The sequence below is a fragment of the Microbacterium sp. GQ128 genome (genome assembly GCF_059758615.1).
Map to the genome: position 1 here is coordinate 801,791 of NZ_JCAXDY010000001.1, position 24,478 is coordinate 826,268.

Here is a 24,478-nt window from a genome sequence, read left to right on the forward strand (position 1 = left end):
TCATGAGACACCGCAGTCCCCTGCTCGCCGCTGCGACCGTGGCCATCGCCCTGGTCGTCACCGGTTGCACCAGCGTCACCGCACAGAACGGGCAATCCGCCCCCACCGGCTCGAAGGACCCGTATGCGGCACACATCGTGCAGCCGGGCTTCGACGAGGCCGGCGGCAACGTCAACGTCCTGATGTCGAGCGACTTCATGACCCTCGACCCCGGCAACAGCAACTACGTGCAGACCGCGAACGTCGGCCAGCTCTACTACCGCACGCTCACGATGGCGAAGGAGACAGCCGGAGAGCCGCCCACGATCGTCGGCGACCTCGCGACCGATACCGGCACCGCCTCGGAGGACGGCCTCACCTGGACCTACACCCTCAAGGACGGGTTGAAGTACGAGGACGGCACGCCCATCACCGCCGCCGACGTCAAATACGGCATCGCCCGCACGTTCGCGCGCGACGTCTTCACCCAGGCGCCGCAGGAGTTGAACTCTGCTCTCGACGCCGATGACTACAAGGGCCCGTACTCGGGCGGCGGCGAGCTGACGGCCGTCGAGACCCCCGACGACAAGACGGTGATCTTTCATCTGAAGCAGCCGAACCCCGACTTCGCCGCACTCGTGTCGCGTTCCAACACGGCGCCGGTCCCGCAGGCGAAGGACACGATGCTCGACTACACGAACCACCCGATCTCTTCGGGCCCGTACATGATCTCCAGCTACGACCGCGGCCGGGAGCTGAAGCTCGTGCGCAATCCCTCCTGGGACCCCGCGACCGATGAGAACCGGACCGCCCTCCCGGACACCTTCACGTTCTCCCTCTCGACCGCGCAGGCGACCATCAGCCAGCAGCTGATCTCCGACGCCGACCCCACCGCGATCACACTCGACTCCAACGGCGCCCTGCAGGCCTCGGACACGTCACGACTCACCGAGTCGTCCGTTGCCGACCGCACCGCTTCCGGGCTGCTCGGCTGCACCGACGTGCTGAACTTCAACACCGAGACCATCACCGACCCCGACGTGCGCCACGCGCTCGCCCTGGCGATGGACCGTGCGGCGATCCAGGTGCAGTACGGCGGTGCGCGCTTCGGCAAGCTCACCAACTCGTACCTCAACGATTCTCAGGTCGGCTACGTCGCCGAGACCACCGACCTCGACATCGACGGCGCCCCGCAGCTCGACGCCGCGAAGAAGCTGCTCGAGGGCAAGGACGTTCCGGCCTCGCTCACGTACGGATACTCGAACGCGATCGACCGGTACAAGAACCTCGGCACCGTGCTCCAGCAGAACTTCGCCGAGCTCGGCATCGATCTGCAGCTCGTGCCGATCCCGGCGGCGAACTACTACACGGTGCTCGCCAGCGACGAGATGCCCGACATCGCCCGCGCCGGCTGGTGCGGTGGTGCGGCCTCCGGATCCACCCGGACCACGGTCGATCCCAACATCGGGCCGAGCCTCGACGGAACGACATACGGCTTCAGCAACATCTCGCGCTTCTACGACGAGAAGCTCTCCGGCGACATGTACGAGCTGCGCAACACCAACGGCACCTCCGAAGAGCTGAACACCCAGTGGGCGGAGCTCTACAACGAGGCCATGGAGTCGTACCCGCTCGTTCCGCTGATCCGCACCTTCACCAACAGCGTCGTGGGCTCGAAGATCCACAACGCCCAGGTGGGGTACTTCTTCGGAAGCATCGACCTGTCCACCATCGGCGTCGAGCAGTAACGCCCGACACGACACCTCCGGAAAGGACGGGGCCGACCGCTTGGTCGGTCGGCCCCGTACGGGACAGCAATGTTCGGATTCATCGTCCGCCGCGTGACCGCGCTGGTCATCCTCCTGCTCGTCGTGAGCTTCGTGACGTTCGCCCTGTTCCAGATCGGCCCGGCAGACCCTGCGGCAGCCGCCTGTGGCCAGGAGTGCACCCCTGACCGCATCGACCAGGCGCGCGTCGCTCTCGGCATGGACAAGCCGTTCCTGGTGCAGTACTTCACCTACCTCAGTGGATTCTTCAGCGAACGGCTCATCGGAGCCCCCGGCGCCGAGCAGGTGTGCGCCTGGCCCTGCCTGGGCAAGTCGTTCCAGACGAACGAGAACGTCACCGACGTCATCGTCCGGGCGCTCCCCTACACGATCTCCATCGCCGTCGGCGCTGTCGTGCTGTGGACCGTGGTCGGCGTCGGCCTCGGGCTCCTTGCCGCGCTCCGCAAGGGCAGGGCGACGGACAAGATCATCGTCGGCGCCGCATCCGTGGGCGTCTCGCTCCCCGTCCCTGTCACCGGGCTGCTGCTCCTGCTCGTGTTCGTGAGCGCACTGCACTGGCTGCCGTTCACGAGCAATCAGATCTCCTCCCCGTTCGGCCCCGCGGGACCCGGGGCGTGGTTCACGAACTACCTGCTCCCCTGGGTCGCGCTGGCCATCCTGTTCAGTGCGCAGTACATCCGCATCACGCGGAACAACATGATCGAGACCTTCGGCGAGGACTACATGCGCACGGCGCGTGCGAAGGGTCTGAGCCCCGGACGCATCACGACCCACGGGGTCCGTGCCGGCATCACTCCGATCATCACAATGCTGGGCCTGGACATCGGCGCCCTGCTCGGCGGTGCCGTGCTGACGGAGCAGATCTTCTCCGTCCCCGGTCTCGGGTTCACCGCGGTGCGGGCAGCCACCTCGGGAGACCTGCCGGTCACCATGGCGATCACGATGCTCGCCGCCTTCTTCATCATCACCGCGAACGTCATCGTCGACCTCGTGTATGCCAGCGTCGACCCGAGAGTGAGAGTCAACTGATGACCACGCCGATCCTCGACATCCGCGATCTGCGGGTGACCTTCCCCACCGACGATGGTCTGGTCAATGCCGTGAACGGCATGGACCTCGTCGTGCAGCGCGGAGAGACCGTCGGCATCGTCGGCGAGTCCGGTTCCGGGAAGACGGTGACCGGTCAGACCCTGATGGGGCTCCTCAAGGGCACCAGCGCCCGGGTCACCGGAGAGGTCCTCTTCGACGGCACGGATCTGGTGCCGCTCAGCGAGAGCGAGATGCGCCCGTATCGTGGTCGCAAGATCGGGATGATCTTCCAGGATCCGCTCTCGGCCATGCACCCGTTCTACACTGTGGGTCGGCAGATCTCCGAGGCGTATCGCGTGCACAACCGAGTGAGCGCGAAAGCCGCGAAGGCCCAGGCGATCGAGATGCTGAACCGCGTCGGCATCCCCGACCCCGTCGCACGATACGACTCGTACCCGCACGAGTTCTCCGGCGGTATGCGTCAGCGGGCGATGATCGCGATGGCTCTCATCTGCGAACCGGAGCTCCTGATCGCCGACGAGCCGACCACGGCGCTCGATGTCACGGTGCAGGCGCAGATCCTCGATCTGATCGGATCGCTCCAGGCGGAGACCGGTTCCGCCGTGATCTTCGTCACGCACGACCTGGGCGTCGTCGCCGAGGTCTGCCGGCGCGTCGTCGTCATGTACGGCGGCCAGTGCGTCGAAGAGGCCGGCGTGCACGACCTGTTCTTCCGGACCGCGCACCCCTACGCCCAGGGCCTGCTCGCATCCATGCCCTCGATGGTCGACGAAGCAGGGCGCCTCACGCCCATTCCCGGCTTCCCGCCCTCGCTGCTCGATCTCCCGCAGGGCTGCCTCTTCGCCGATCGCTGCCCCGTCGCAGCGCTCGTCCCGGACGACAGATGCCGCACCGAGCGCCCCGGCCTCACGGTGGTCGGCACCGACCACCGTGCCCGCTGCCACCTCACGGACATCGACGTCACGACTCCCACGCTCGATCTGCAGGAGGTGGCCCGATGAGCGAACCGCTGCTGAGGGTCGAGAACCTCGCCAAGCATTTCAGCGTCAGCAAGGGGTTCCTGCGCGGTTCCTCGCAGGTGAAAGCGGTGGACGGGGTCTCCTTCACGCTCGAACGCGGATCGACACTGGGCTTGGTCGGTGAATCCGGCTGCGGCAAGTCCACCACCGGACGGCTGCTGATGCGCCTGCTCACTCCCACGTCGGGGCGGATCCTGCTGGACGGCGCCGACGTCTCGCAGTTGCGCGGAGCGGACCTGCAGCAGTTCCGGCGCCGCGTGCAGATGGTGTTCCAGAACCCTTCCTCGTCGTTGAACCCGCGGCAGAGCGTCGGTGCGGCGATCGCGGCCCCCCTTCAGGCCCAGGGCATCGCCCCCAAGGAGGGTATGAAGAACCGCGTCGCGGCTCTGATGGACAGGGTGGGTCTGCGCCCGGAGCACTACAACCGCTTCCCGCATGAGTTCTCGGGTGGACAGAAGCAGCGTGTCGGCATCGCCAGGGCGCTCGCTCTGGAGCCCGACGTCGTGGTCTGCGACGAGCCGGTATCAGCGCTCGACGTCTCGGTTCAGGCGCAGGTCATCAACCTGCTGCAGGACATCCAGGCCGACACCGGCATCTCCTACGTGTTCATCGCGCACGACCTCTCGGTCGTCAAGCACTTCGCGGACGAGGTCGCCGTCATGTACCTCGGGCGCATCATGGAGCACGGCACCAGGGACGCGGTGTTCGGCGCTCCACAGCACCCGTACACGCAGTCGCTGCTGTCCTCCGTTCCGAGCCCCGATCCCACAGCCGATCGCAGTCGGCGCATCCGTCTCGTCGGCGACCTGCCCCATCCGTCGAACCCGCCCAGCGGGTGCGTGTTCCGCACACGGTGCCCGGTGCTGCCCCTTCTCGACGAAGACAGGCGCCGGCAGTGCGTGGATCAGGTTCCCACCGGCGACGCCGCGTGCCATCATCTCGCTGAAGCCGCCGACCTCGCGTCGCGGCTCGGCTCCCCCGAAGAAAGGAAAGTCCATGCTGATTCGTGACGTGCGCCCCTGGGGCGGCTCCGCCTCCGATGTCCTGATCGAGGACGGGCGCATCACCCGGATCCTCCCTCATGAAGAGGCGCCCGCGTCCGGCGATGACGTCGACGGACGTGGCCGGCTTCTACTGCCCTCCTTCAGCGACGTGCACGTGCACCTGGATTCGACCCGGATCGGACTGCCGTTCCGTGAGCACACCGGCGCTCCCGGGGTCTGGGGCATGATGATGAACGACCGCGAGAACTGGCGCAATGCGGAGATCGACCTTCCCACCCGCGTGGCCGGCACCCTCGAGCGCATGATCGCGCGGGGCACGACCCGCGTGCGCTCCTATGCGCAGGTCGACGTCGACTGCAAGCTCGAGAAGTTCGACGCGGTGATCGCGGCGAAGGAGAAGTTCGCCGCGCACGCCGACGTCCAGGTCATGACCTTCCCCCAGGCCGGCATCCTTCGCGAAGAAGGGACGGTCGAGTACTTGGAGGAGTCCCTCAAGCAGGGCGCGGACGTGATCGGCGGCATCGATCCGTCACAGCTCGACCGTGACCCCGCCAAGCACCTGGACATCGTGTTCGGTCTCGCCGAGAAGTATCAGGTCGAGGTCGACATCCACCTGCACGAACCCGGTGCGCTCGGGGTGTTCAGCACCGAGCTCGTGATGGAGCGAACACGTGCGCTCGGCATGCAGGGCAAGGTGACGATGTCGCACGCCTACGAACTCGGTTCGGTGAGCGAGGCCACCAGCCGTCGTCTGATCGAGGAGTTCGCCGAGCTCGACATCTCGATGGCCACGGTCGCCCCGTCGACCAGCAACCAGCTCTCGCTGGTGCAGCTCGTCGAGGCCGGAGTGCGGATCGGGCTCGGTCAGGATGGCCAGCGCGACTATTGGAGCCCGTACGGCAACACAGACATGCTCGACCGCACCTGGCAGCTGGCCTTCACCAACGGTTTCCGCCGCGACGACCACATCGAGATGGCTCTCGCCGTCGCGACGATGGGTGGCGCGAGCATCATGTCCGCCTCGTCTCCGCGCCTCAAGGGGGTCGACGACCGACCCGGCCTGGCTGTCGGCGACCGGGCCGATCTGATCCTGGTCGATGGCGAGACGCCCACCAGCGCGGTGATGGACAGAGGAGTCGACCGACTCGTCATGCACGACGGCCGTGTGGTCGCCGATGGCCTTCGTGTCCTCGCGCTCTGAGCGTCGAGGCAGCGAGTTCCGCGATCGCGCGGTCGGGCTCGGCGCAGCCCTGCTGATCGGGCTCAACCTGCGCCCGGCGATCACCTCGGTCGCCGCTCTGCTCGAGCCGGCGAGGGCGGCGTTCGACCTCGCACCGGTACAGCTGAACCTCCTGGCGACGCTGCCGGTGATCGCCTTCGGGATCAGTGCGCCGGTCGGGCCGCTGCTCGCCCGGCGTCTCGGCGTGACCAGGGCGCTGATCTGGAGCATGGTGGCGCTCGCCGGGGCGCTCGCGCTGCGGGTCGCCGTTCCCGGGGGCATGCTCGCGGGGACGTTCCTCGCCGGGGTATCGATCATGGCTGCAGGGACCCTGCTCCCGCAGTACCTGAAGTCCCTTCGGGCGGGCGGACTCTGGATCGGCCTGAGCAGCATGTCGTTCAGCGCAGGCGCCGCGCTCGGGGCGGGACTCGCCGTGCCGCTGAGCCAGGCAGTCGGCGGGCCCGCCGTGGCACTCGGGCTCTGGGCCGTGCCGGCTCTGATCGCCGCGGGCGCCATGGTCGGCGTGGCACTGCGCTCGGATGCTCCTCCGCCTTCTTCGTCTCGGATGACGTTGCCCCGGTCGGCCCGACCGACCGTCGCACTGATCACCGCGATGTTCGGCCTGCAGGCCATGCTCTTCTTCGCAGTGGCCTCGTGGCTCCCCCGCATCCTCGGAGATCGCGGTGTGGACGCGCAGACCGCCGGCTGGCTGCTCGCGCTGACCAGCGTCGCGGGCCTGGTGCCGACGCTCGTCGCGCCGATCCTCGCCCGACGCCGCCGTGTGCTGCTCTGGTTCGGTCCGGGCCTCGGCATAGCGATGCTGGCGGCGTTCGTCTGGCTCGCTTCCGGCGACGAGTCGTACATCGCGATCACCGTCGTGCTCGGCGCCGTGCAGAGCGCGACGTTCGGGCTCTCACTCGCGCTCATCGTGATGCTCGCCGCCAACGAGGCCTCGGCGGGCGTGCTGTCAGCTGTGGCGCAGGGTATCGGCTACGCCTTCGCCGGCGCGGGGAGTCTTCTCGTCGGAGTCCTGCACGACCTCACCGCCGGCTGGACGGCGAGCCTCGTGTTCATGACCGTGTGCGCCGCAGCGCTCGCCCTGGTCGTGGGGTTCGTGATCCGCTGCCGCCCGGTCGACCTGCAGGTGCCGTCTGTGGTGCCCGCACGCCCCTGAACACGACGAAGGCCGCCCCACACCGTGGGGCGGCCTTCTCAAGAATGTTCTGCGCGATTGAACGCAGGATCGCCTTGCTTTATCGACGCAGGCCGAGACGCTCGATGAGCGACCGGTAGCGGTTGATGTCGATGTCCTGCAGGTAACCCAGCAGGCGACGGCGCTGACCGACGAGCAGGAACAGACCACGACGCGAGTGGTGGTCGTGCTTGTGCTCCTTGAGGTGCTCGGTGAGGTCCTTGATGCGCTGCGTCAGCATTGCGACCTGCACCTCGGGGGATCCGGTGTCACCGGGGTGCGTCGCGTACTCTTCGATGATCGCCTTCTTGACGTCTGCTTCCAGTGCCATAGATTCGATCCCCTCTCTGCTTGTTGCGCGGCGCCCGACGCCTGATGCGAGGGCTCTCTTTATCCGCGGCCGATCGAACGGCAACCTGAAGAGTCTACCAGCCGAGGGCTCCCCCGCGTGACAACGCCGAGGCCGCGGCCCGATCGGGGTCAACTAGGCTCGAACGGTGCAGAAGAAGATCGACGAGTGAGCGGCCGACGCGGTCACCTGATCGACCTCACTCCTCTCAAGACCAGTCCCGCCTTCGCGCGGATGTGGATCGGATCGACCCTCGCCGGCATCGGCGGCCAGTTGACGATCGTCACCGTGATGCTGCATGTGTTCGTTCTCACCGAGAGCACGTTCGCCGTCTCGATGATCGCGGTCGCCGGACTCATCCCGATGATCCTCGCCGGGCTGTACGGCGGGATGCTCGCGGACGCGTTCGACCGGCGCCGGGTGGCCCTGATCGCGGCGACCATCACATTTGCATCGACCGCACTGCTCGCCGCGCTCACCTGGACCGGCACCGAGACGATCTGGTGGCTGTACGCACTCAGCATGATCAACTCCGCCGCGAACTCTGTGGGCATGGCCACGCGTACGGCGATCGTGCCGCGCCTCATCCCCCGGGAGCAGCTGGCCGCGGCATCCGCACTCAACGGAGTCGCCTTCGGCCTGACGGTCATGGCAGGCCCCGCACTGGCCGGCCTGCTCGTGGCCCTCACCGGCTATGGCTGGACCTACACGATCGACGTCGTGCTGATGCTGTCGATGTTCCTCGGCCTGTGGACGCTCCCGGTGCTGCGGCCGGAGGGCGAGATCGTGCGCCCCGGGCTGGAGTCGCTCGTCGACGGCTGGCGCTTCCTGCGCAAGGCGGGCAACATCCGGATGCAGTACATCATCGACATCATCGCGATGACGTTCGGGCAGCCCCTCGTGCTCTTCCCCGCCCTCGGCACCGTGCTCCTGGGCGGTGGCGCCGTGACCACCGGAATCCTCACGGCGGCCGTCGCGGTCGGAACCTTCGCGTCCAGCCTGTTCTCCGGCCGCGTCGTGCAGTACCGGTGGCACGGACGCGGCATCGCGCGTGCTGTGGAGGCCTACGGTGCGTCGATCCTGCTCTTCGGTGTGGTGCTGCTGATCGGGGCGTTCTCCGCACCCGCGGGCGAAGACGCCCCGAACATCGGCCTGATCGTCGCCGCATGCGTGGCGCTCGCACTCTCGGGGGCGTCCGACAACGTCAGCTCGATCTACCGCAACACGATGATGCAGGCGGCGGTGCCCGATGCGATGCGCGGACGACTGCAGGGCCTGTTCGTCGTGGTCGTGGCCGGTGGTCCGCGGGTCGGAGCCCTGTACGCCGGGACTCTCGCCACGTTGACCACTCTGTGGTTCCCGCCGCTGCTCGGCGGGGTCCTGGTGATCGCCCTCGTCGCGATGCTCTCGCGCCGCAGCCGCCGCTTCCACGACTACGACGCAGAGAACCCCGAGCCCTGACGGGCCCGGGGTTCGAGGAAACTGCCTGACGGGATCAGTCCTGCTGCAGGGCGCCCTGCAGGTCGAGGTTGATCGTGATGTCCTTGCCCACGAGCACGCCACCGGTCTCGAGTGCGGCGTTCCAGGTGAGGCCGAAGTCCTCGCGGTTGATGACGGTCTTGGCGGAAGCGCCCGCCTTGTAGTTGCCGTACGGGTCGGTGCCGAAGCCGCCGAAGTCGAGCTCGAAGCTGACCGGCTTGGTGATGCCGCGGATCGTCAGGTCGCCGTCCACGAACAGGTCGTCGCCCTTGACGCGCGCGCCGGTGGAGACGAACTCCATCGTCGGGAAGTTCTCGGTGTCGAAGAAGTCCGCGGAGCGCAGGTGGGCATCGCGACCCTCGTCGTTCGTGTCGACCGAGGTGACGTCGACAGAAGCCTCGACCCTGGCCTCGAGCGGGTTCTCGGGCGCGACGAGGGTCGCGTTCTTGACGCCGAAGGTGCCGCGCACCTTGGAGATCATCATGTGGCGGACACTGAACGTCACCTCGCTGTGCGAGGGGTCGAGCACCCAGGTGCCGGGACGGTAGCCGGGAATGTCGATGCTGGTCATGGTTTCTCCTCCGGAGACATCGGCCGCTGATGCGGCTTCGGACAGGGGCCGCGTTCGCTGCGACCTCTGTGACAACTTACATTCATTCGCATATATTCCCCTGAATGCGGATGTTCTTCCGATATACAGCAGAGACGCCCCTCCTCCGAAGAGGAAGGGCGTCTTTGCGTGCGGGCCGGACTCAGCCGACGGCGACGAGATCGATGATGAAGATCAGCGTCTTGCCGGAGAGGAAGTGGCCGCCGCCCACCGGGCCGTAGGCCAGGTGCGGCGGGATGACCAGCTCACGGCGTCCGCCGACCTTCATCCCGGGGATGCCGTCCTGCCAGCCCTGGATCAGTCCGCGCAGCGGGAACTGGATCGTCTCGCCGCGACCCCAGGACGAGTCGAACTCCTCGCCGGATTCGAACTCGACACCGGCGTAGTGGACGGTCACGGTGTCACCGGGCTTCGCCTCGGCTCCGTCACCCTCGATGATGTCGCGGATGACGAGCTCCGCGGGAGCGGGGGCGCTGGGGGCATCGAACTCAGGCTTTGTGCGATCAGTCATGCCTCCATCAAACCCGAGCCCGCAGGAGGGGTCAACGCGATCGCACCTGCTCACAGCGAACACTTCGAAAGGGTGCAGCGACAACAGCCTCTTGACACCCTCCGTGGTCGGGTGCACCCTGATTACAGATCAACTCAGCGCCCGGGAGACTCGCAGGCATCGCCGCAGCACCGGGCGCTGAGTCTTGCCACTACAGGGTTCCTCCGCGTCAGTCGACGTAGCCGGCGAGCAGTTCCGCGAGCTCCATCGGCCTGCTCAGCATCGCGCAGTGTCCGCCCGGGACCTCATCGGCGACGACCCCGAGACGCTCGCGGGCGAGGTCGCGGAGAAAGCTCGGCGGGAAGAAGCGGTCGTCCGCGAACACGATAAAACGCGTCGGCACCTCCGGCCATTCTTCCCGCGGCCACGGCTCTTCCATGGCCGCTGCGGACGGATGGGCGCGCTCCCGCCGCAGGGCTTCGTCCGCCAACTCCCGCGGCACGTCGTGGTAGAAGCTCACGTACGGGTCGTCATTCCCGGTCAGCCCGCCGTCGATCGCCGCCTGTGCCTCGGCGGCGGCGAGGTAGCCGGACTCGGACCACCACCGCTCCGGGGGTTCACCCGGAGCAGGGATCATCCCCGCGACCAGCACGAGCAGGTCGGCGGACAGCCGCTCGGCGACCAAGGGCGCCGTGAACGCCCCGAACGAGTGACCGACCACGACGACGTCGCCGCGCTGCCCCACGGCCGCCACCACGGAGTCCGCGTAGTCCTCGAGAGCGAGGGACTCGTCATCGGCGGGGAGGTCGGGCGCGACGACCTCGTGTCCACGCGCCACGAGTTCTGCGGCGACGAGATGCCAGGACCACCCGACGTCTCCCCCACCGTGGATCAGGACGAATGTGCTCATCGCGACCGCCTCCTCACGACGAGTATCGCGGAGCCGAGGTCAGTAGGCCAGCAGGGCCGCCCTGGCGGCGCGGGTGCGGATCAGCAGCGCGCGCTCATCCTCGACGGCGAGCGGGTCGCGACCCGTGATCGCCCGCTGACGGACCGCGGCCAGCGCGGTCGCGTCCCTGATGAACTCCTGCATGATCGGTCGCCGGTCGCCGCGAAGACCTCGTGCCCAGTTGAGACCGGCCTTGCGCCCACTCGGTGTGGCAAGCATCGTGACCTCTTCGGGCGTGAACCAACCGGCATTCGCATACTCGGCGAGCCGCGCACGAGTAAGGCGCGCCTCCTCGCGGCGGAGGGCGACGATCCCGAGGATGAAGCCGATGAAGAGCGGCACCTGCAGGGTGAAGTACAGCCCGAAGAAGTCCGCGAAGGTCGCGGAGCCGTTCCAGAGTGCGTGCAGGAGAACGGCTCCGAGCATTCCGAGCAGGCCGGCGCCGATCGCGGAACTCGCGGATCCGTGGCGACGCGCGACCAGTCCGATGGCGAAACCGGTCACCGCGGTGAACATGGCGTGTGCGAACGGGGACAGGATCGCGCGCACGGCGAAGGTGACGGTGAGCTGCTCGCCGCCTCCCTCGATCAGACTGAGCGCGAAGTACTGGACGTTCTCGGTGAAAGCGAACCCCGCCCCCACGAGCGCTCCGTACACGACACCATCCACCGGGCCGTCGAACGCACGCCGGGCGAGCAGGAAGATCAGGAAGATCCCGAGCCCCTTCCAGAACTCCTCGACGATCGGCGCCTGCACGACCGCCGTGAAGGCATCGGACGTGACGCCGAGGAGGATCGTCAGCCCCACGTCGACCAGAAGCGTCAGTCCCGCAGCCGCCACGGCACCCCAGGCGATCGCAAAGAAGACCAGGCGCTTCGGTTCGGGCTCCCAACGGTCGATCATCCGGACGCCGAGGAACACGACCGTGAGTGGGATGAGGGCGAGCACCAGACCGACGACCGAGGCGAACACTCCGAGGGCCCACCCGAAGTAGCCGACCAGAGCGAGCAGCAGGAAGCCGAGGAAACCGAAGAGCCAGAGGGAGATCGTGCGTCCCTTGCGTGTCGGCACGGGCAGCGCGGGCAGCGACTCGGCCGGCGACGGCGCGACCGGCGCGGGAGGCGTGTACGGCGTCGGCTGCGCCAGGGGTGAGGCGTACGACGGCTGCCGCGAGGGCGGCGGCATGTACGGTGAGGGCTGCTGCGGCGGCGGGGGTCCTCCGAAACTCATAGCCAAAGCTTATGGGGAACAAACCAGGCGGCCCGGGTATGGCTGACTCCTCCACCCGCTCGCCGTGCGCCAGCCGGTAGCGTAGAACCATGCGGTTCGCTCACCTGCGCCGTCCTGACTCCCCCCGTGCCGTTCTCGCGGTGGTGCAGGACTCGGACGCCATCCTCGTCTCTGATCTCCTGAACGACCCCCCTGCCACGCTGCAGCAGCTGATCGAGGGAGGAGACGCCCTGCTCGAGCGACTGCGCGCTGCGCTGGCCGCAGGAGACGCGGTGCGCCACCCCCTGGGCGACTGGGCGTTCTCCTCCGCCGTGATCGCTCCCCCGGCCGTGCTCGCCGTCGGGCTCAACTATGCGGCTCACTCCAGCGAGCTGGGCCTGAAGACCGATGCCGCGCCGACCGTGTTCACGCTGTGGCCGAACTCGCTCACGGGGCACGAGCAGACCACGTCGTGGCCACGGTCCCTCAGCGAGGCGGTCGACTACGAGGCCGAGCTCGGTGTGCTCATCGGCACCCCCGCCAAAGACGTCCGCGAAGCGGATGCGCTCTCGTACGTCTGGGGCTACACCGTGGTCAACGACATCACCGCCAGGAACATCCAGTTCTCCGAGGCCCAGTGGTCGCGCTGCAAGTCGTTCGACGGCTTCACTCCGACCGGACCGTTCGCCGTGACCGCCGACGAGGTCGCCGACCCGCAGGATCTGCACATCTGGGCTGTCGTGGACGGCCACACCGTTCAGGACGCCAGCACGGACCAGATGGTGCGCTCCGTCGCGAAACTGATCGCGCACCTCTCGCAGTCCCTCACGCTGCTGCCCGGAACCCTCATCTCGACCGGAAGCCCCGGCGGCGCCGGCTATTCGCGGGATCCGCAGATCTTCCTGCGCGATCACTCCACCGTGACCGTCGGCATCGACGGCATCGGCGAGCTCACGACGCACTGCCGCATCATCGACTGAGCAGTTCTACGCACGAAGAGGGGGATGGATGCCGCGGCATCCATCCCCCTCTCGCGTTCGCAGCCGGTCAGACCTCGATGCGGTCCTCCGGCGAGATCACCGGGATCGCCGCGGTGATCGTCTCGAGTCCGGACAGACGCGCAGGCGAGAGCTGCTTGACGACCTCGTCGCGCGACATCAGACCGGCCTCGACGACCAGGTCCGCGACGCTCCGGTTCGTCAGGAGCGCAGTTTTCGCGAGCGCCGCGGCTGCCGCGTATCCGATGAAGGGCGTCAGGGCGGTGATGACGCCGACCGATGCTCCGACCATCGCGCCGAGACGGTCGCGGTTGGCGGTGATGCCGTCGACGCAGTTCACGCGCAGAGTCCACATCGCCTGGCGCATCCACGTGATCGACTGGAAGATCGAGTGTGCGATGACCGGCTCGAACGCGTTCAGCTGCAGCTGACCCGCCTCGGCGGCCATCGTCACCGTCATGTCGGCGCCCGCGACCGCGAAGGCCACCTGATTCACGACCTCGGGGATGACCGGGTTCACCTTGCCTGGCATGATGCTGGAGCCCGCCTGCATCGCCGGCAGGTTGATCTCGCCGAAGCCCGCCTGCGGGCCGGAAGAGAGCAGACGGAGGTCGTTGCAGATCTTCGACAGCTTCATCGCGTTGCGCTTGAGGGTCGAGGAGAACGACATGAACGAGCCGGTGTCGCTGGTGGCCTCCACCAGGTCGCCGGCCGTGCGGAGGTCGAGCGACGTGATCTCCCGCAGGTGCTTGAGCACGGCGGGCGCGTAGCCGGGGTGCGTGGTGATGCCGGTACCGATCGCCGTGGCGCCCATGTTGATCTCGAACATGAGCGAGGCGTTCTCGGTCAGCCGCGTGTGGTCGTAGCCGAGGGTCGTGGCGAAGCCGTTGAACTCCTGGCCGAGCGTCATCGGCACGGCGTCCTGCAGCTGAGTGCGTCCGACCTTCAGCACGTCGTGGAACTCGCGGGACTTGCCGAGGAACGACAGGCGCAGCAGGTCGAGCTCCTCGAGCAGCGAGCGCAGCGTCAGCGACAGGCCGATCTTCACGGCGGTCGGGTAGACGTCGTTGGTGGACTGGCTGCGGTTGGTGTGGTCGATCGGCGAGAGGAACGCGTAGTCGCCCTTGTCGCGGCCGGCCAGCTCGAGCGCGATGTTGGTGATGACCTCGTTCGCGTTCATGTTGGTCGAGGTTCCGGCACCGCCCTGGATGACGCCCACCGTGAACTGCTCGTGGAACTCGCCGTCGATCACGCGCTGCGCCGCACGGTCGATCAGGTCGGCACGCTCGTGATCCAACACGCCGATCTCGCGGTTCGCCCGCGCGCTCGCCTGCTTGACCATCGCCAGGCCGACCACGAGGTCGGGGTAGACCGAGATGGGCCGTTTCGTGATCGGGAAGTTCGCGTCGGCGCGGGCGGTGTGGATCCCCCAGTACGCGTCGACGGGAATCTCCATGCTCCCGAGCGAATCGGTCTCGGTGCGGGTCGGGGTAGGCGTGGCAGAAGCCATGTCACATCCTCGTGGGTCGTGGCGGGTGAGAAGGGTGGGGGATGCTGCCAGTCTACGCCGCTCACCGACCGGGCTTGCGGGAGAACGCCTCGAGTCGCTCCTCCGGCGTGAGGGCGGCCATCCTTTGCAGCCAGGCCTCGGAGAAGTAGTCTCCCGTCGGAGCCTCGGTCACCGGCACCACCGTGTGCGTGATCGTCTCCGGATACACATGCACGAGCTGGAACGCCTGCGCCGCGTCCATACCGTTCACCTCGGCCGACGGGCGCGCCACGTTCATCGTGTAGCAGGTGGCCGATGCGACGCTCACCGGGACTCCGGCGAACGTGCCCTGGGACGAATAGTGCAGATGCCCGGCGAGGATGCCGCGGACATCTGTTCCCCGGATGACCTCGGCGAGCTCGTCCTGATGCCGCAGCTCCAGGATGTCGAAGAGCGGCAGATGGCTCGGGAGTGGTGGATGGTGCATCGCGAGCAGGGTGCCGTGCGGAGCGGGGTCCGAGAGCACATCAGCGAGCCAGGACAGCTGGTCCTGGTCGATGTCGCCGTGATGCCAGCCGGGGACGCTCGTGTCGAGGGCGATGAGACGAAGACCGTCGAGGTCCCAGACGCCCGTCACCGGGTCTTCGGTCGCCTGCGCATCGAGCAGTCCTGCCCGCAGTGCCGGGCGTTCGTCGTGGTTGCCCGCGACCCAGATGAGCGGAGCGTCCAGCTCGTCCGCCACCGGCTCGACCGCGGCTCTCAGCCGGCGGTACGCGTCGGGCTCGCCCAGATCGGCGAGGTCGCCGGTGACGACGATCGCCGACGGATGCGGATGCACGGATCTGATGGCGTCCAGCGTTCGGGCGAAGTTCGCTTCGACGTCGTAGCGGCCGCCGAGCCGGGCCCCCTCCGCGAGGAAGTGCGGATCGCTGACGTGGATCAGCACATGGCTTGCGGGCTCATGGCGGCCGAAGGCGTACGTTCTCCCCGTTCCTGCGGACATGCCAACAGCCTAGGCCTCGGCACCGACGCTCGACGTGCCGGCGCCGAGCTCGGATCAGTGTCCGATGACGAGGAGCAGGATGCCGGCGACCACTGCCGCGGCACACAGCGCGAAGCAGCCGTACGCGCCGAGGAGTGCGACCCGCTTCTGCCCCTCGGTGAGCGGACTCTTCCGCGCGGCTTTCGCCGCCTGCTTCTCCGCGCGCTTCAGCTCTTTCTCGGTGATCACGGTGATGGCATCCGTGAATTCCGCAGGGCTCACCACCGGTGCGCGACCGCTGCGCACCAGCAGACGAAGACCGAGGGCGTAGAAGGTGACGATGGCGGCGGCGCCGATGAGCGCCGCGAGGAACACCTGGAGGAACGCGATCCAATCGATGACGACGTTCATTCCGAGTCCCCGTTCCGAATCGCGTCCGTGTTCTTCGAGGAAGAGTCGACCTTGGCGCTCGCCTTGGCCTGTGCCTTCTTCTTCGCCTTGGCCTGCGCGTCCTTCTTCGCCTGAGCCTTGACCTTCTCACGGGCCTCGGCCCGGGCCTTCGCCTCCGCCTTGGCCTGCTGGATGCGCTGCTGGCGACGCGTCGGCGGCGGGGTGTCCGGCAGCTCGATGGCCATGCCCGATTCGGCCACGTCACTCATGGCATTCGCCGACGTGACCGCGTTGCGGCGCGAGCGCATGAAGAGGCCGAGGATGATGGCCAGGGCGATGACCGCATCGATCGCCACACCCCAGTTGCCGAGCCAGACGACGAGAAGAGCAGCCAGAGCGCCGACGGCTCCCGCTGCGGGGAGGGTGAGGAGCCATCCGATGCCGATTCGACCCGCCGTCCGCCAGCGGACCGTGGAGCCTCTGCGACCGAGGCCGGAACCGATGACGGAACCCGACGCCACCTGGGTGGTCGAGAGGGCGAAGCCGAGCGCGCTGGAGGCCAGGATGGTCGCGGCGGTCGAGCTCTCCGCTGCGAAGCCCTGGGCGGGCTTCACGTCGGTGAGCCCCTTGCCGAGGGTGCGGATGATGCGCCAGCCGCCGAGGTACGTGCCGAGCGCGATCGTGAAGGCACACGCGACGATCACCCAGAGCTGCGGTTCGTGGTGCACGCCGGACTGCCAGCCGATCGTGATCAGGGCGAGGGTGATCACACCCATCGTCTTCTGCGCGTCGTTGGTTCCGTGCGCGAGGGCGACCAGGGAGGACGTGAAGATCTGTCCCCACCGGAAACCGTCGCGACCGTCGGGCTTGCCGTCGTAGCGTCGCGTGACCGAGTAGGCGATCTTCGTCGCCGCGAAGGCGATGAGGCCCGCGGTGACGGGGGCGATGAGCGCCGGCAGCACGATCTTCGAGAGCACCATGCCGAAGTCGATGCCGCCGAGACCTGCACCCACCAGGGTGGCGCCGATGAGGCCACCGAACAGTGCGTGCGAGGAGCTCGACGGGAGCCCGAGGAGCCACGTCAGCATGTTCCACGTGATGGCACCGATGAGGCCCGCGAAGATCAGCGAGAGGAACAGATCCGCTCCCGCAGAGATGATCGCGTCCTCACGGATGATGCCGCCGGAGATCGTCTTGGACACCTCGGTGGACAGGAATGCACCCACCAGGTTCAGGACGGCGGCGAGGAGGACGGCGGTCTTGGGCTTGAGCGCACCGGTGGCGATCGGCGTCGCCATGGCGTTCGCCGTGTCGTGAAAGCCGTTGGTGAAGTCGAAGAAGAGTGCCAGCGCGATGACAAGCACGACGATGAGGGCTGCGGTTTCCACCGTTCGCTTTCGGTCGTTGAGGAAGAAGGAGATGTCGACGTGATCGACGTGACGAACGAAGAGTTCACCGTGGGTTTGACTTCCGTTAACCGGCCCCGGTGAATTCTCCCACCCTCCCCCGTGCCGGTCAACTCGACCTGGGATAGCGTGGGACGGTGACTGACGCTCCTCTCGCTGCCCGCCGCTCCGCACTTCGCACGCACCACGGTGACACGTTCGACGACCCGTACGAGTGGATGCGCGCGAAGGACTCCGCAGAGGTCATCGCACACCTCGAAGCGGAGAACGCCCACACCGACACCGAGACGGCGCACCTGGCCGATCTCAGAGAGCGCCTCTTCGAGGAGATCAAGAGCCGGGTGCAGGAGACCGACCTGTCGGTGCCCACCCGACGCGGCGACTGGTGGTACTACAGCCGCACCGAGGAAGGCGCCCAGTACGGCATCCACTGCCGGGCTGCCGCGGAACACGACGACTGGACTCCCCCGAAGCTCGAGGCCGGCGTTCCGGTCCCCGGTGAGGTGATCCTGCTCGACGGGAACGTCGAGGCCGAGGGGCACGAGTTCTTCTCGCTCGGGGCGTTCGACACGTCGGACGACGCGACGAAACTGCTCTGGTCGACCGACTTCGAGGGTGACGAGCTGTACACGGTGCACGTGCGCGACCTCGTCTCGGGCGACACCCTCGACGACGAGATCCCGAACACCGGCGGCGCGTTCTTCACTCCGGACGGCACCGGCGTCCTCTACACGACCCGGGATGAGGCGTGGCGTCCGGACACGCTCTGGCTCCACCGCCTCGGCACCCCGATCACCGACGACGTGCGGCTGTTCCACGAACCCGACGAGAAGTTCTGGCTCGGCGCAGGGATCACCCGCAGCCGGCGGTACCTCGTGATCGGGGTCGGTTCGAGCATCACGAGCGAGGAGTACCTCGTCGACCTGACCGGCGACCTGACCGCGGCACCGCGCCTGGTCTGGCCGCGCCGGGAAGGAGTGGAGTACTCGATCGATCACGCCGTGGTGGACGGCGAGGACCGGCTCTTCATCCTGCACAACGACGGAGCCCTCGACTTCGAACTCGTCTCGGTGGCGGCGTCCGACCCTGAGGGCGAGCGGCACCGGGTGATCGCCCACGAAGCCGGCCGGCGTCTGCTCGGCATGGATGCGTTCCGCGACTTCGCCACGATCGAGTACCGCAGCGAAGGTCTCGAGCGTGTCGGACTGCTCGACTACGCCACGGATACTGTCGACGAGATCCCCTTCGACGAGCCGCTGTACTCGGCCGGGGTGAGCGGGAACCCGGAGTGGCACTCCCCCTTCCTGCGGCTCGGATACACATCCTTCGTCACGCCCGGCACGGTGTACGACCTCGACCTCGCCAGCCGCGAGCTGCTGCTGCGCAAGCAGGCCACCGTCCTCGGCGGCTACGACCCCGAAGAGTACGGCCAGCGGCGGGAGTGGGCGACGGCCTCCGACGGGGTGCGGGTGCCGATCTCTCTCGTGTGGAAGCGGTCATTCGGAGAGCCGGGTGCGGAAGCACGTCCCGTGCATCTCTACGGCTACGGCTCCTACGAGCACTCGATCGACCCCGGTTTCTCGGTCGCGCGGCTCTCGGAGCTCGATCGTGGCGTGATCTTCGCGGTCGCTCACGTGCGCGGCGGCGGCGAGATGGGCCGCCAGTGGTACGAAGACGGCAAGCTGCTCAACAAGCGCAACACCTTCACGGACTTCGTGTCGTGCGGCGAGCACCTGGTCGCGACCGGTGTGACCTCGCCGAGCCGGATGGTGGCCGAGGGCGGCAGCGCCGGCGGACTGCTGATGGGTGCCGTGACCAACCTCGCGCCCGAGCTCTTCGCGGGCGTCCTCGCGGGCGTGCCTTTCGTGGATGCACTGACGACGATCCTCGATCCCTCGCTGCCGCTCACCGTCATCGAGTGGGACGAGTGGGGCGACCCTCTCCACGACGCCGACGTCTACGAGTACATGAAGTCGTACTCCCCGTACGAGAACGTGCGCGACGGCATCCGCTACCCGCGCATCCTCGCGGTGACATCGCTCAATGACACCCGCGTGCTGTACGTGGAACCGGCGAAGTGGGTCGCGCGCCTGCGCGAGGCCGGCGCATCCGATGTGCTCCTCAAGTGCGAGATGGTGGCAGGGCACGGCGGCGTGAGCGGCCGCTACAACTCGTGGCGCGAGCGTGCGTTCGAGCTCGCCTGGCTGCTCGACACGCTGGGACTCGCCGAGGCCTGATCCGACGCGGCCGCATCAGGCGATCCCGCCGAATCAGGCAGATCCCGCCCGGAACTGCCTGTCCCGGCGCGATCGCCTGTCTCGGCTCTGCCGCCCGGCGCGCGCGACGCCCTCTCCACAGATTCGCGCGCGAGGGCGTCTCTCCCCCAGCGCCGGGACTGCGGCTCCGCCACGCCCGCCGGCACGGGCAAGCTGACCTCATGCCTGATCTGACAGCTGCGGAATGGGTGCGCGCGCAGAACGGTGCCGCGCACTCCTCCGCCCTCCGCCGTGCGGGTTTCACCGATCACGCGGTGTCGCGAGCAGTGGAGGACGGACGGCTCAGGCGTGTACGCCGATCCTGGCTCCTCACCCCCGAGTGCGACCCGAGGCGTGTCGCGGCTGCGAAGGTCGGCGGACGCGTGACCTGCGCGAGCGCGGCCAGTCTCCGCGGCTGATGGGAGCTGAAGACGGATGCCGTGCACGTCGCACTCGCGCACAGCGCATCGCGGTTCGATGCATCCGGCATCCTCGTCCACCGCAGCCAGGGTCCCGTTCCCGTGCATCCGCGCTCGACGGAGGAGCCTGTAATCAACGTCCTGTTCCAGATCGCCCGGTGTCTGCCTGAACCGGATGCCCTGACGGTCTGGGAGTCCGCGGTGCGCCGAGACGGGGTCGATGTCGATGTCCTCGAGCGAGTCGCGTGGCGCTCGGCGGCGGCATCCGGTCTCACCATGCTCGTCGGCGATCGCTCGGACTCGGGGCCGGAGACCACCTTCGTCTCCCTGATGCGCGGGATCGGCGTCGTCGTGCGCCAGCAGGTCTGGGTCGACGGGCACCCGTTGGACGGGATGATCGGTGACCGCCTCGGCATCCAGATCGACGGGTTCGCACATCACAGCTCCCCGAAGGATCGTCGCCGCGACATCCGCGCCGATGCGCGCCTGGTGCTCCGCGGCTACACGATCCTCCGATTCGACGTGCACCAGGTGATGAACGACGCCCGCTACGTCGAACAGACGGTGCTGACCGCGATGGCGCAGGGTCTGCATTGCCGTCGCGCGCACGCCTGAACGCCCGCGAGATCAGGCAATCAGCCGGATTCAGGCATCTGAGCGGCGAAACTGCCTGTTCTCGCAGGATCGCCTGAACCGCCGAACAAAGCGTCGAGCCGAAGTCTCAGCCGAAGAGCGCAGCGGCCTCGTCGTAGCGGTAACGCGGAACCGTGTTCAGCTCACCGAGCGCGTCGGCGAACGGGACCCGCACGATGTCGGTGCCCTGCATCGCCACCATCTGACCCCAGGCTCCGTCGACGAGCGCGTCCGCGGCGTGGAGGCCGAGACGCGTCGCCAGCACGCGGTCGAACGCGGAAGGCGACCCGCCCCGCTGGATGTGGCCGAGGATCGTGGCGCGCGTCTCGATGCCCGTGATGCGCTCGATCTCGGGAGCGAGCAGATCGCCGATACCACCCAGCCGCGGCCGGTTGAAGGCGTCGAGGCCCTTGTCGCTGTAAGCCTCGTCCATGCCGAGGAGCTTGAAGCCCTCGGAGACGACCACCAGGGGCGCGCGGCCGCGGTCGTGCGCGCTCGTCACGAGTTCGGTGATGTCGTCGATAGACATCGGCACCTCGGGGATGCAGATCACGTGTGCGCCGGCGGCCATGCCGGCGTGCAAGGCGATCCAGCCGACGTGGCGCCCCATGACCTCGGCGACCATGCACCGCTGGTGCGAGTCGCCGGTGGTGCGGAGCCGGTCCATCGCGTCCGTGGCGATGTTCACGGCCGTGTCGAAGCCGAACGAGTAGTCCGTCGCCTGCAGGTCGTTGTCGATCGTCTTCGGGACGCCGATGACCTTGATGCCGTCCTTTGCGAGACGGTCGGCAGCGGCAAGCGTGCCTTCACCACCGATCGCGATGATGCCGTCGATCTTGTGCCCGTAGAGCGTCTTGGCGATGTTCTCCGCCCCTCCGCGCTCGCCCTCGTAGGGGTTCGTGCGGCTGGTGCCGAGGATCGTGCCGCCGACCTTGGACAGGCCCTTCACCTCGTGACGCGTGAGCGGCATGAAGTCGCCGTCGACGAGGCCCCGCCATCCGTCACGGATGCCGACGAACTCCAGGTCGTACGTGGTGGTGCCCTTGAGCACGATGCCGCGGATGACCGCGTTGAGGCCGGGGCAGTCGCCGCCGCTCGTCAGGATGCCGATCTTCATGCTGGTGCCTTCAGACGTTCGGGAGATATGGGGGAAAGGCGACGCTGCCTTCGATCGACACTAGCGTCCCGGCTCCCCCCGCGCCATTCGATGCCGACGAAAACCACCGATCTTGACACCGGGACTCGCCGATATCGACGAACTTCCCGATCCCGGTCGTCGGAGAGGGGAAACCAGCGTTAAGAAAGGATGTTCTTCGCGCTCAGGCCGAGCCCAGAGCCTGACGAAGCAGGTGCATGAGCGCCGCCAGCTGCACGGGCTCTGCGGCCGACTCCTCGACAGCCTCACCGTCGAGCGCGCGGGCTGCGAGACCCTGCTTCTGATCGATCAGTTCCGCGATCTTGGTGTCGATCGTATGCGCGGCGATGATCCGCCACGCGGTGACCGGCTCGTCCTGACCGATGCGGTGGACGCGGTCGATCGCCTGCGTCTGCTCGGCAGCCGTCCACGACAGCTCGGCGAGCACGACGTTCGACGCCGCCTGCAGGTTGAGCCCGACGCCGGCGGCAGTGAGCGAGCAGACGGCGATGCCCACGGCGGGGTCGCTGTTGAAATCGTCGATCGCCTGCTGACGTGTCGTCGAGGTCTGGTCGCCTCGGATCGACACCGACCGGATGCCGACGGCGGCGAAGTGCGCCTCGGCCTGGTCCATCACGTCGATGTGCTTCGCGAAGAAGACGACCTTGCCGACCGAGCGCTGCAGCTGGGCGGCGTAGTCCGCGGCCAGCGGCGCTTTGGCCTGACCGATGCGGCGGACCATGCTGAAGACGTTGTCTCCCCCGGTGCCGGCGGCCTTCGACTCCTCGAGCTCGTTCTGAGCGACGAGACGCACGATGTCGTCGTCGATCTCTCCGGGGGCGAACCCGCGGTCGCCACGGGCCTCGATGATGCGGCGATAGCGAGCGGCGAGCCGCTCCCCCAGCTCGCGCTCGGCCTGACGGATGCTGCGTCCGAACTCGTCGTCGAGCTGCACCGGCAGATCGGCGATCAGCTTGTCCGGCAGGTCGGCGGCGACGTCCTTCTTCTTGCGGCGGACGATGCCCATCGAGATGACCGCGTCGCGGGCTTCGGGGTAGAACGCCTTGTCGGCCGGGGTGAACCCGGTCGCATCCAGCTTCTCCATCAGCTCGGGACCCGGTTTCTCACCCGTGGTCCACCCCAGGAAGCGCCAGATCGCGTCGAAGTCCTCGACGTCGTTGATCAGCGGGGTGCCCGTGAGAGCGAGCATGAGCGGATCGTGTCCCGGGGTGCGCTCACGAACCTGCGCGGCGAGCGACAGCACGTTCTGCGAACGCTGCGAGGAGAGGTTCTTGATGAAGTGCGCCTCGTCGACGACCATTCCGCGCAGACCGATCGAGGCCAACCACGACATGTGCCGGTCGAGGATCTCGTAGTTCACGATGAACACGTCGGCGAATGCGTCGATGTCGGTGCCATCGCCCTGGATGACCGTGGCCCGTCGCTGCGGCGTCCACCGCTCGACCTCCCGCGCCCAGTTCATCTTCACGACGTTGGGCACGACGACGAGCAGCGGGTAGGCACCGGCCACCGACGCGGCCAGCACCGACTGCGCCGTCTTGCCGAGGCCAGGCTCATCGGCGAGGAGGAAGCTGCGGTGGCCCGCCTTCACGGCCTCGAGGAATCGTGACTGATGCACCATGACCTCGAGGCCCTTGGGCGAGATGTGGTCGTGCTCCGGCGCGGGTGGCAGATCCATGGACGCAGCGGATCCGCCGGCGCCGGTCTCGAAAGCCTTGTACAGCGGGCCCATGAGCTCCCAGCCGTCGAGGCGGCGGCGCGGGGTCGCGGCCGGTCGCGGCGTCAGGTCGGGAGCAAGGAACGGGTTCGCCAACTGCCGGGACTCGACCGAGGGCGGCGTGACCTGTCGCTCGGCGATGGCCGCGGGGATCGTGGAGATCTGGACCGGTGCGGCATCCGCGATGATGAGCTCTTCGGGAGCCAGCTCCGCACCGGATTCGAGCAGCCAGTCGCGTCGCATGCGCTTGGCCACCGGCGACGTCGCCTGGTCGGCCTCGAGCAGCTGGATGAGCGAAGTGTCGCGTGCAGCCGTCTTGGCGAGGATCGTGGCCACACCGTCGAGCCGCTTCAGCAGCTCAGCGCGGGCGGGTTCGCCGATCTCGGCATCCGCCTTCACTCGGGCGCGCTCCTCGCGCACCAGGAACGCGATCACCTGGAACTTCACCCGATTGGTCGGGCCGAGCTTCCCTCGCTGCGACTTCGCCTCGATCTCGCGCACCTTGCGCGCGAGGATCGGGATGAGGGGTGCCTCGTCATCTCGACGGGACGTCTTCTTGCGCCGTGTGGTGGCGGTTGCCGTGGTCGGCATGCTCCTCCTGAGCGTGAAGGCTCCGGCTTCCCCATGAAGCCGCGGGCCGTTCTCGATGTCCGCGTGTGGCGTGAGCCAGGACCGTACGAACAGTGGGTCTTCTTCC

22 protein-coding genes are annotated in these 24,478 nt (G+C 67.7%); 11 read left to right on the plus strand and 11 right to left on the minus strand.

Annotated features, from left to right (window positions below; all coding sequences use genetic code 11):
* The first annotated feature begins 2 nt into the window (after positions 1-2).
* The 6 genes from AC6CHX_RS03920 (at position 3) to AC6CHX_RS03945 (ending at position 7,232) form a co-directional block, all read left to right on the plus strand.
* Complete coding sequence (locus AC6CHX_RS03920; protein WP_498271697.1) at positions 3-1,727, plus strand: ABC transporter substrate-binding protein; 1,725 nt, start codon at positions 3-5, stop codon at positions 1,725-1,727.
* 69 nt (positions 1,728-1,796) lie between these two features.
* Positions 1,797-2,795 (plus strand): ABC transporter permease, encoded by a 999-nt coding sequence (locus AC6CHX_RS03925; RefSeq protein WP_136043691.1) that lies wholly within the window; start codon positions 1,797-1,799, stop codon positions 2,793-2,795.
* Positions 2,795-3,817 (plus strand): ABC transporter ATP-binding protein, encoded by a 1,023-nt coding sequence (locus AC6CHX_RS03930; protein ID WP_498271698.1) that lies wholly within the window; start codon positions 2,795-2,797, stop codon positions 3,815-3,817. Before AC6CHX_RS03925 ends, AC6CHX_RS03930 begins: the two co-directional genes overlap by 1 nt.
* A complete protein-coding gene (locus AC6CHX_RS03935) occupies positions 3,814-4,845 on the plus strand; it encodes an ABC transporter ATP-binding protein (RefSeq protein ID WP_498271699.1) in 1,032 nt (343 codons plus the stop codon). The genes AC6CHX_RS03930 and AC6CHX_RS03935 overlap by 4 nt, the downstream gene beginning before the upstream one ends.
* Positions 4,832-6,040, plus strand: coding sequence for an amidohydrolase (locus AC6CHX_RS03940; protein ID WP_498271700.1), 1,209 nt, complete (start codon positions 4,832-4,834; stop codon positions 6,038-6,040). The genes AC6CHX_RS03935 and AC6CHX_RS03940 overlap by 14 nt, the downstream gene beginning before the upstream one ends.
* The gene (locus AC6CHX_RS03945; protein WP_498271701.1) at positions 6,024-7,232 is read left to right on the plus strand and encodes an MFS transporter; all 1,209 of its coding nucleotides are present in this window, start codon (positions 6,024-6,026) and stop codon (positions 7,230-7,232) included. Before AC6CHX_RS03940 ends, AC6CHX_RS03945 begins: the two co-directional genes overlap by 17 nt.
* 79 nt (positions 7,233-7,311) lie before the next feature.
* Here the strand turns inward: AC6CHX_RS03945 and rpsO are convergent, their stop codons facing one another.
* Entirely contained in the window at positions 7,312-7,581 is a 270-nt protein-coding gene (gene rpsO, locus AC6CHX_RS03950) for a 30S ribosomal protein S15 (protein WP_005048780.1), read from the minus strand.
* A gap of 186 nt (positions 7,582-7,767) precedes the next feature.
* Between rpsO and AC6CHX_RS03955 the strand changes: the two genes are divergently transcribed.
* Positions 7,768-9,060, plus strand: coding sequence for an MFS transporter (locus AC6CHX_RS03955; RefSeq protein WP_498271702.1), 1,293 nt, complete (start codon positions 7,768-7,770; stop codon positions 9,058-9,060).
* Between the two features lie 34 nt (positions 9,061-9,094).
* Here the strand turns inward: AC6CHX_RS03955 and AC6CHX_RS03960 are convergent, their stop codons facing one another.
* From AC6CHX_RS03960 to AC6CHX_RS03975, 4 genes are all read right to left on the minus strand, one after another.
* Positions 9,095-9,649 (minus strand): YceI family protein, encoded by a 555-nt coding sequence (locus AC6CHX_RS03960; protein WP_498271703.1) that lies wholly within the window; start codon positions 9,647-9,649, stop codon positions 9,095-9,097.
* 181 nt (positions 9,650-9,830) lie between these two features.
* The gene (locus tag AC6CHX_RS03965) at positions 9,831-10,199 is read right to left on the minus strand and encodes an FKBP-type peptidyl-prolyl cis-trans isomerase (protein WP_498271704.1); all 369 of its coding nucleotides are present in this window, start codon (positions 10,197-10,199) and stop codon (positions 9,831-9,833) included.
* Positions 10,200-10,407: 208 nt separating this feature from the next.
* A complete protein-coding gene (locus AC6CHX_RS03970; protein ID WP_498271705.1) occupies positions 10,408-11,088 on the minus strand; it encodes an alpha/beta fold hydrolase in 681 nt (226 codons plus the stop codon).
* 39 nt (positions 11,089-11,127) lie between these two features.
* Positions 11,128-12,357, minus strand: a complete 1,230-nt coding sequence (locus tag AC6CHX_RS03975; RefSeq protein ID WP_498271706.1) for a PrsW family intramembrane metalloprotease — start codon at positions 12,355-12,357, stop codon at positions 11,128-11,130.
* An 89-nt stretch (positions 12,358-12,446) separates the two neighbouring features.
* On the opposite strand from AC6CHX_RS03975, the gene AC6CHX_RS03980 reads away from it, so the two are divergent.
* Positions 12,447-13,316 (plus strand): fumarylacetoacetate hydrolase family protein, encoded by an 870-nt coding sequence (locus AC6CHX_RS03980; protein ID WP_498271707.1) that lies wholly within the window; start codon positions 12,447-12,449, stop codon positions 13,314-13,316.
* A 67-nt stretch (positions 13,317-13,383) separates the two neighbouring features.
* Here the strand turns inward: AC6CHX_RS03980 and AC6CHX_RS03985 are convergent, their stop codons facing one another.
* The 4 genes from AC6CHX_RS03985 to AC6CHX_RS04000 all read right to left on the minus strand — a co-directional run bounded on the left by AC6CHX_RS03985 (position 13,384) and on the right by AC6CHX_RS04000 (position 17,583).
* Positions 13,384-14,844, minus strand: coding sequence for an aspartate ammonia-lyase (locus AC6CHX_RS03985; protein WP_498271708.1), 1,461 nt, complete (start codon positions 14,842-14,844; stop codon positions 13,384-13,386).
* A gap of 61 nt (positions 14,845-14,905) precedes the next feature.
* Positions 14,906-15,826, minus strand: coding sequence for a phosphodiesterase (locus AC6CHX_RS03990; RefSeq protein ID WP_498271709.1), 921 nt, complete (start codon positions 15,824-15,826; stop codon positions 14,906-14,908).
* Positions 15,827-15,880: 54 nt separating this feature from the next.
* Positions 15,881-16,216, minus strand: coding sequence for a peptidase (locus AC6CHX_RS03995; protein ID WP_136043679.1), 336 nt, complete (start codon positions 16,214-16,216; stop codon positions 15,881-15,883).
* Entirely contained in the window at positions 16,213-17,583 is a 1,371-nt protein-coding gene (locus AC6CHX_RS04000; protein WP_136043678.1) for an inorganic phosphate transporter, read from the minus strand. The genes AC6CHX_RS03995 and AC6CHX_RS04000 overlap by 4 nt, the downstream gene beginning before the upstream one ends.
* Positions 17,584-17,738: 155 nt before the next feature.
* Here AC6CHX_RS04000 and AC6CHX_RS04005 point away from each other — a divergent pair, with 155 nt between their 5' ends.
* The 3 genes from AC6CHX_RS04005 to AC6CHX_RS04015 all read left to right on the plus strand — a co-directional run bounded on the left by AC6CHX_RS04005 (position 17,739) and on the right by AC6CHX_RS04015 (position 20,890).
* Positions 17,739-19,838 carry a S9 family peptidase gene (locus AC6CHX_RS04005; RefSeq protein WP_498271710.1) on the plus strand — a complete coding sequence of 700 codons (2,100 nt, stop codon included), beginning with the start codon at positions 17,739-17,741 and terminating at the stop codon, positions 19,836-19,838.
* A 200-nt stretch (positions 19,839-20,038) separates the two neighbouring features.
* Positions 20,039-20,275 carry a hypothetical protein gene (locus AC6CHX_RS04010; RefSeq protein WP_498271711.1) on the plus strand — a complete coding sequence of 79 codons (237 nt, stop codon included), beginning with the start codon at positions 20,039-20,041 and terminating at the stop codon, positions 20,273-20,275.
* A 21-nt stretch (positions 20,276-20,296) separates the two neighbouring features.
* A complete protein-coding gene (locus AC6CHX_RS04015; protein ID WP_498271712.1) occupies positions 20,297-20,890 on the plus strand; it encodes a DUF559 domain-containing protein in 594 nt (197 codons plus the stop codon).
* A gap of 106 nt (positions 20,891-20,996) precedes the next feature.
* Here the strand turns inward: AC6CHX_RS04015 and AC6CHX_RS04020 are convergent, their stop codons facing one another.
* Both AC6CHX_RS04020 and AC6CHX_RS04025 read right to left on the minus strand, forming a co-directional pair.
* A complete protein-coding gene (locus tag AC6CHX_RS04020) occupies positions 20,997-22,025 on the minus strand; it encodes a 6-phosphofructokinase (RefSeq protein WP_029263659.1) in 1,029 nt (342 codons plus the stop codon).
* Between the two features lie 202 nt (positions 22,026-22,227).
* Positions 22,228-24,372, minus strand: a complete 2,145-nt coding sequence (locus AC6CHX_RS04025; protein ID WP_498271713.1) for a DEAD/DEAH box helicase — start codon at positions 24,370-24,372, stop codon at positions 22,228-22,230.
* Positions 24,373-24,478 lie beyond the last annotated feature (106 nt).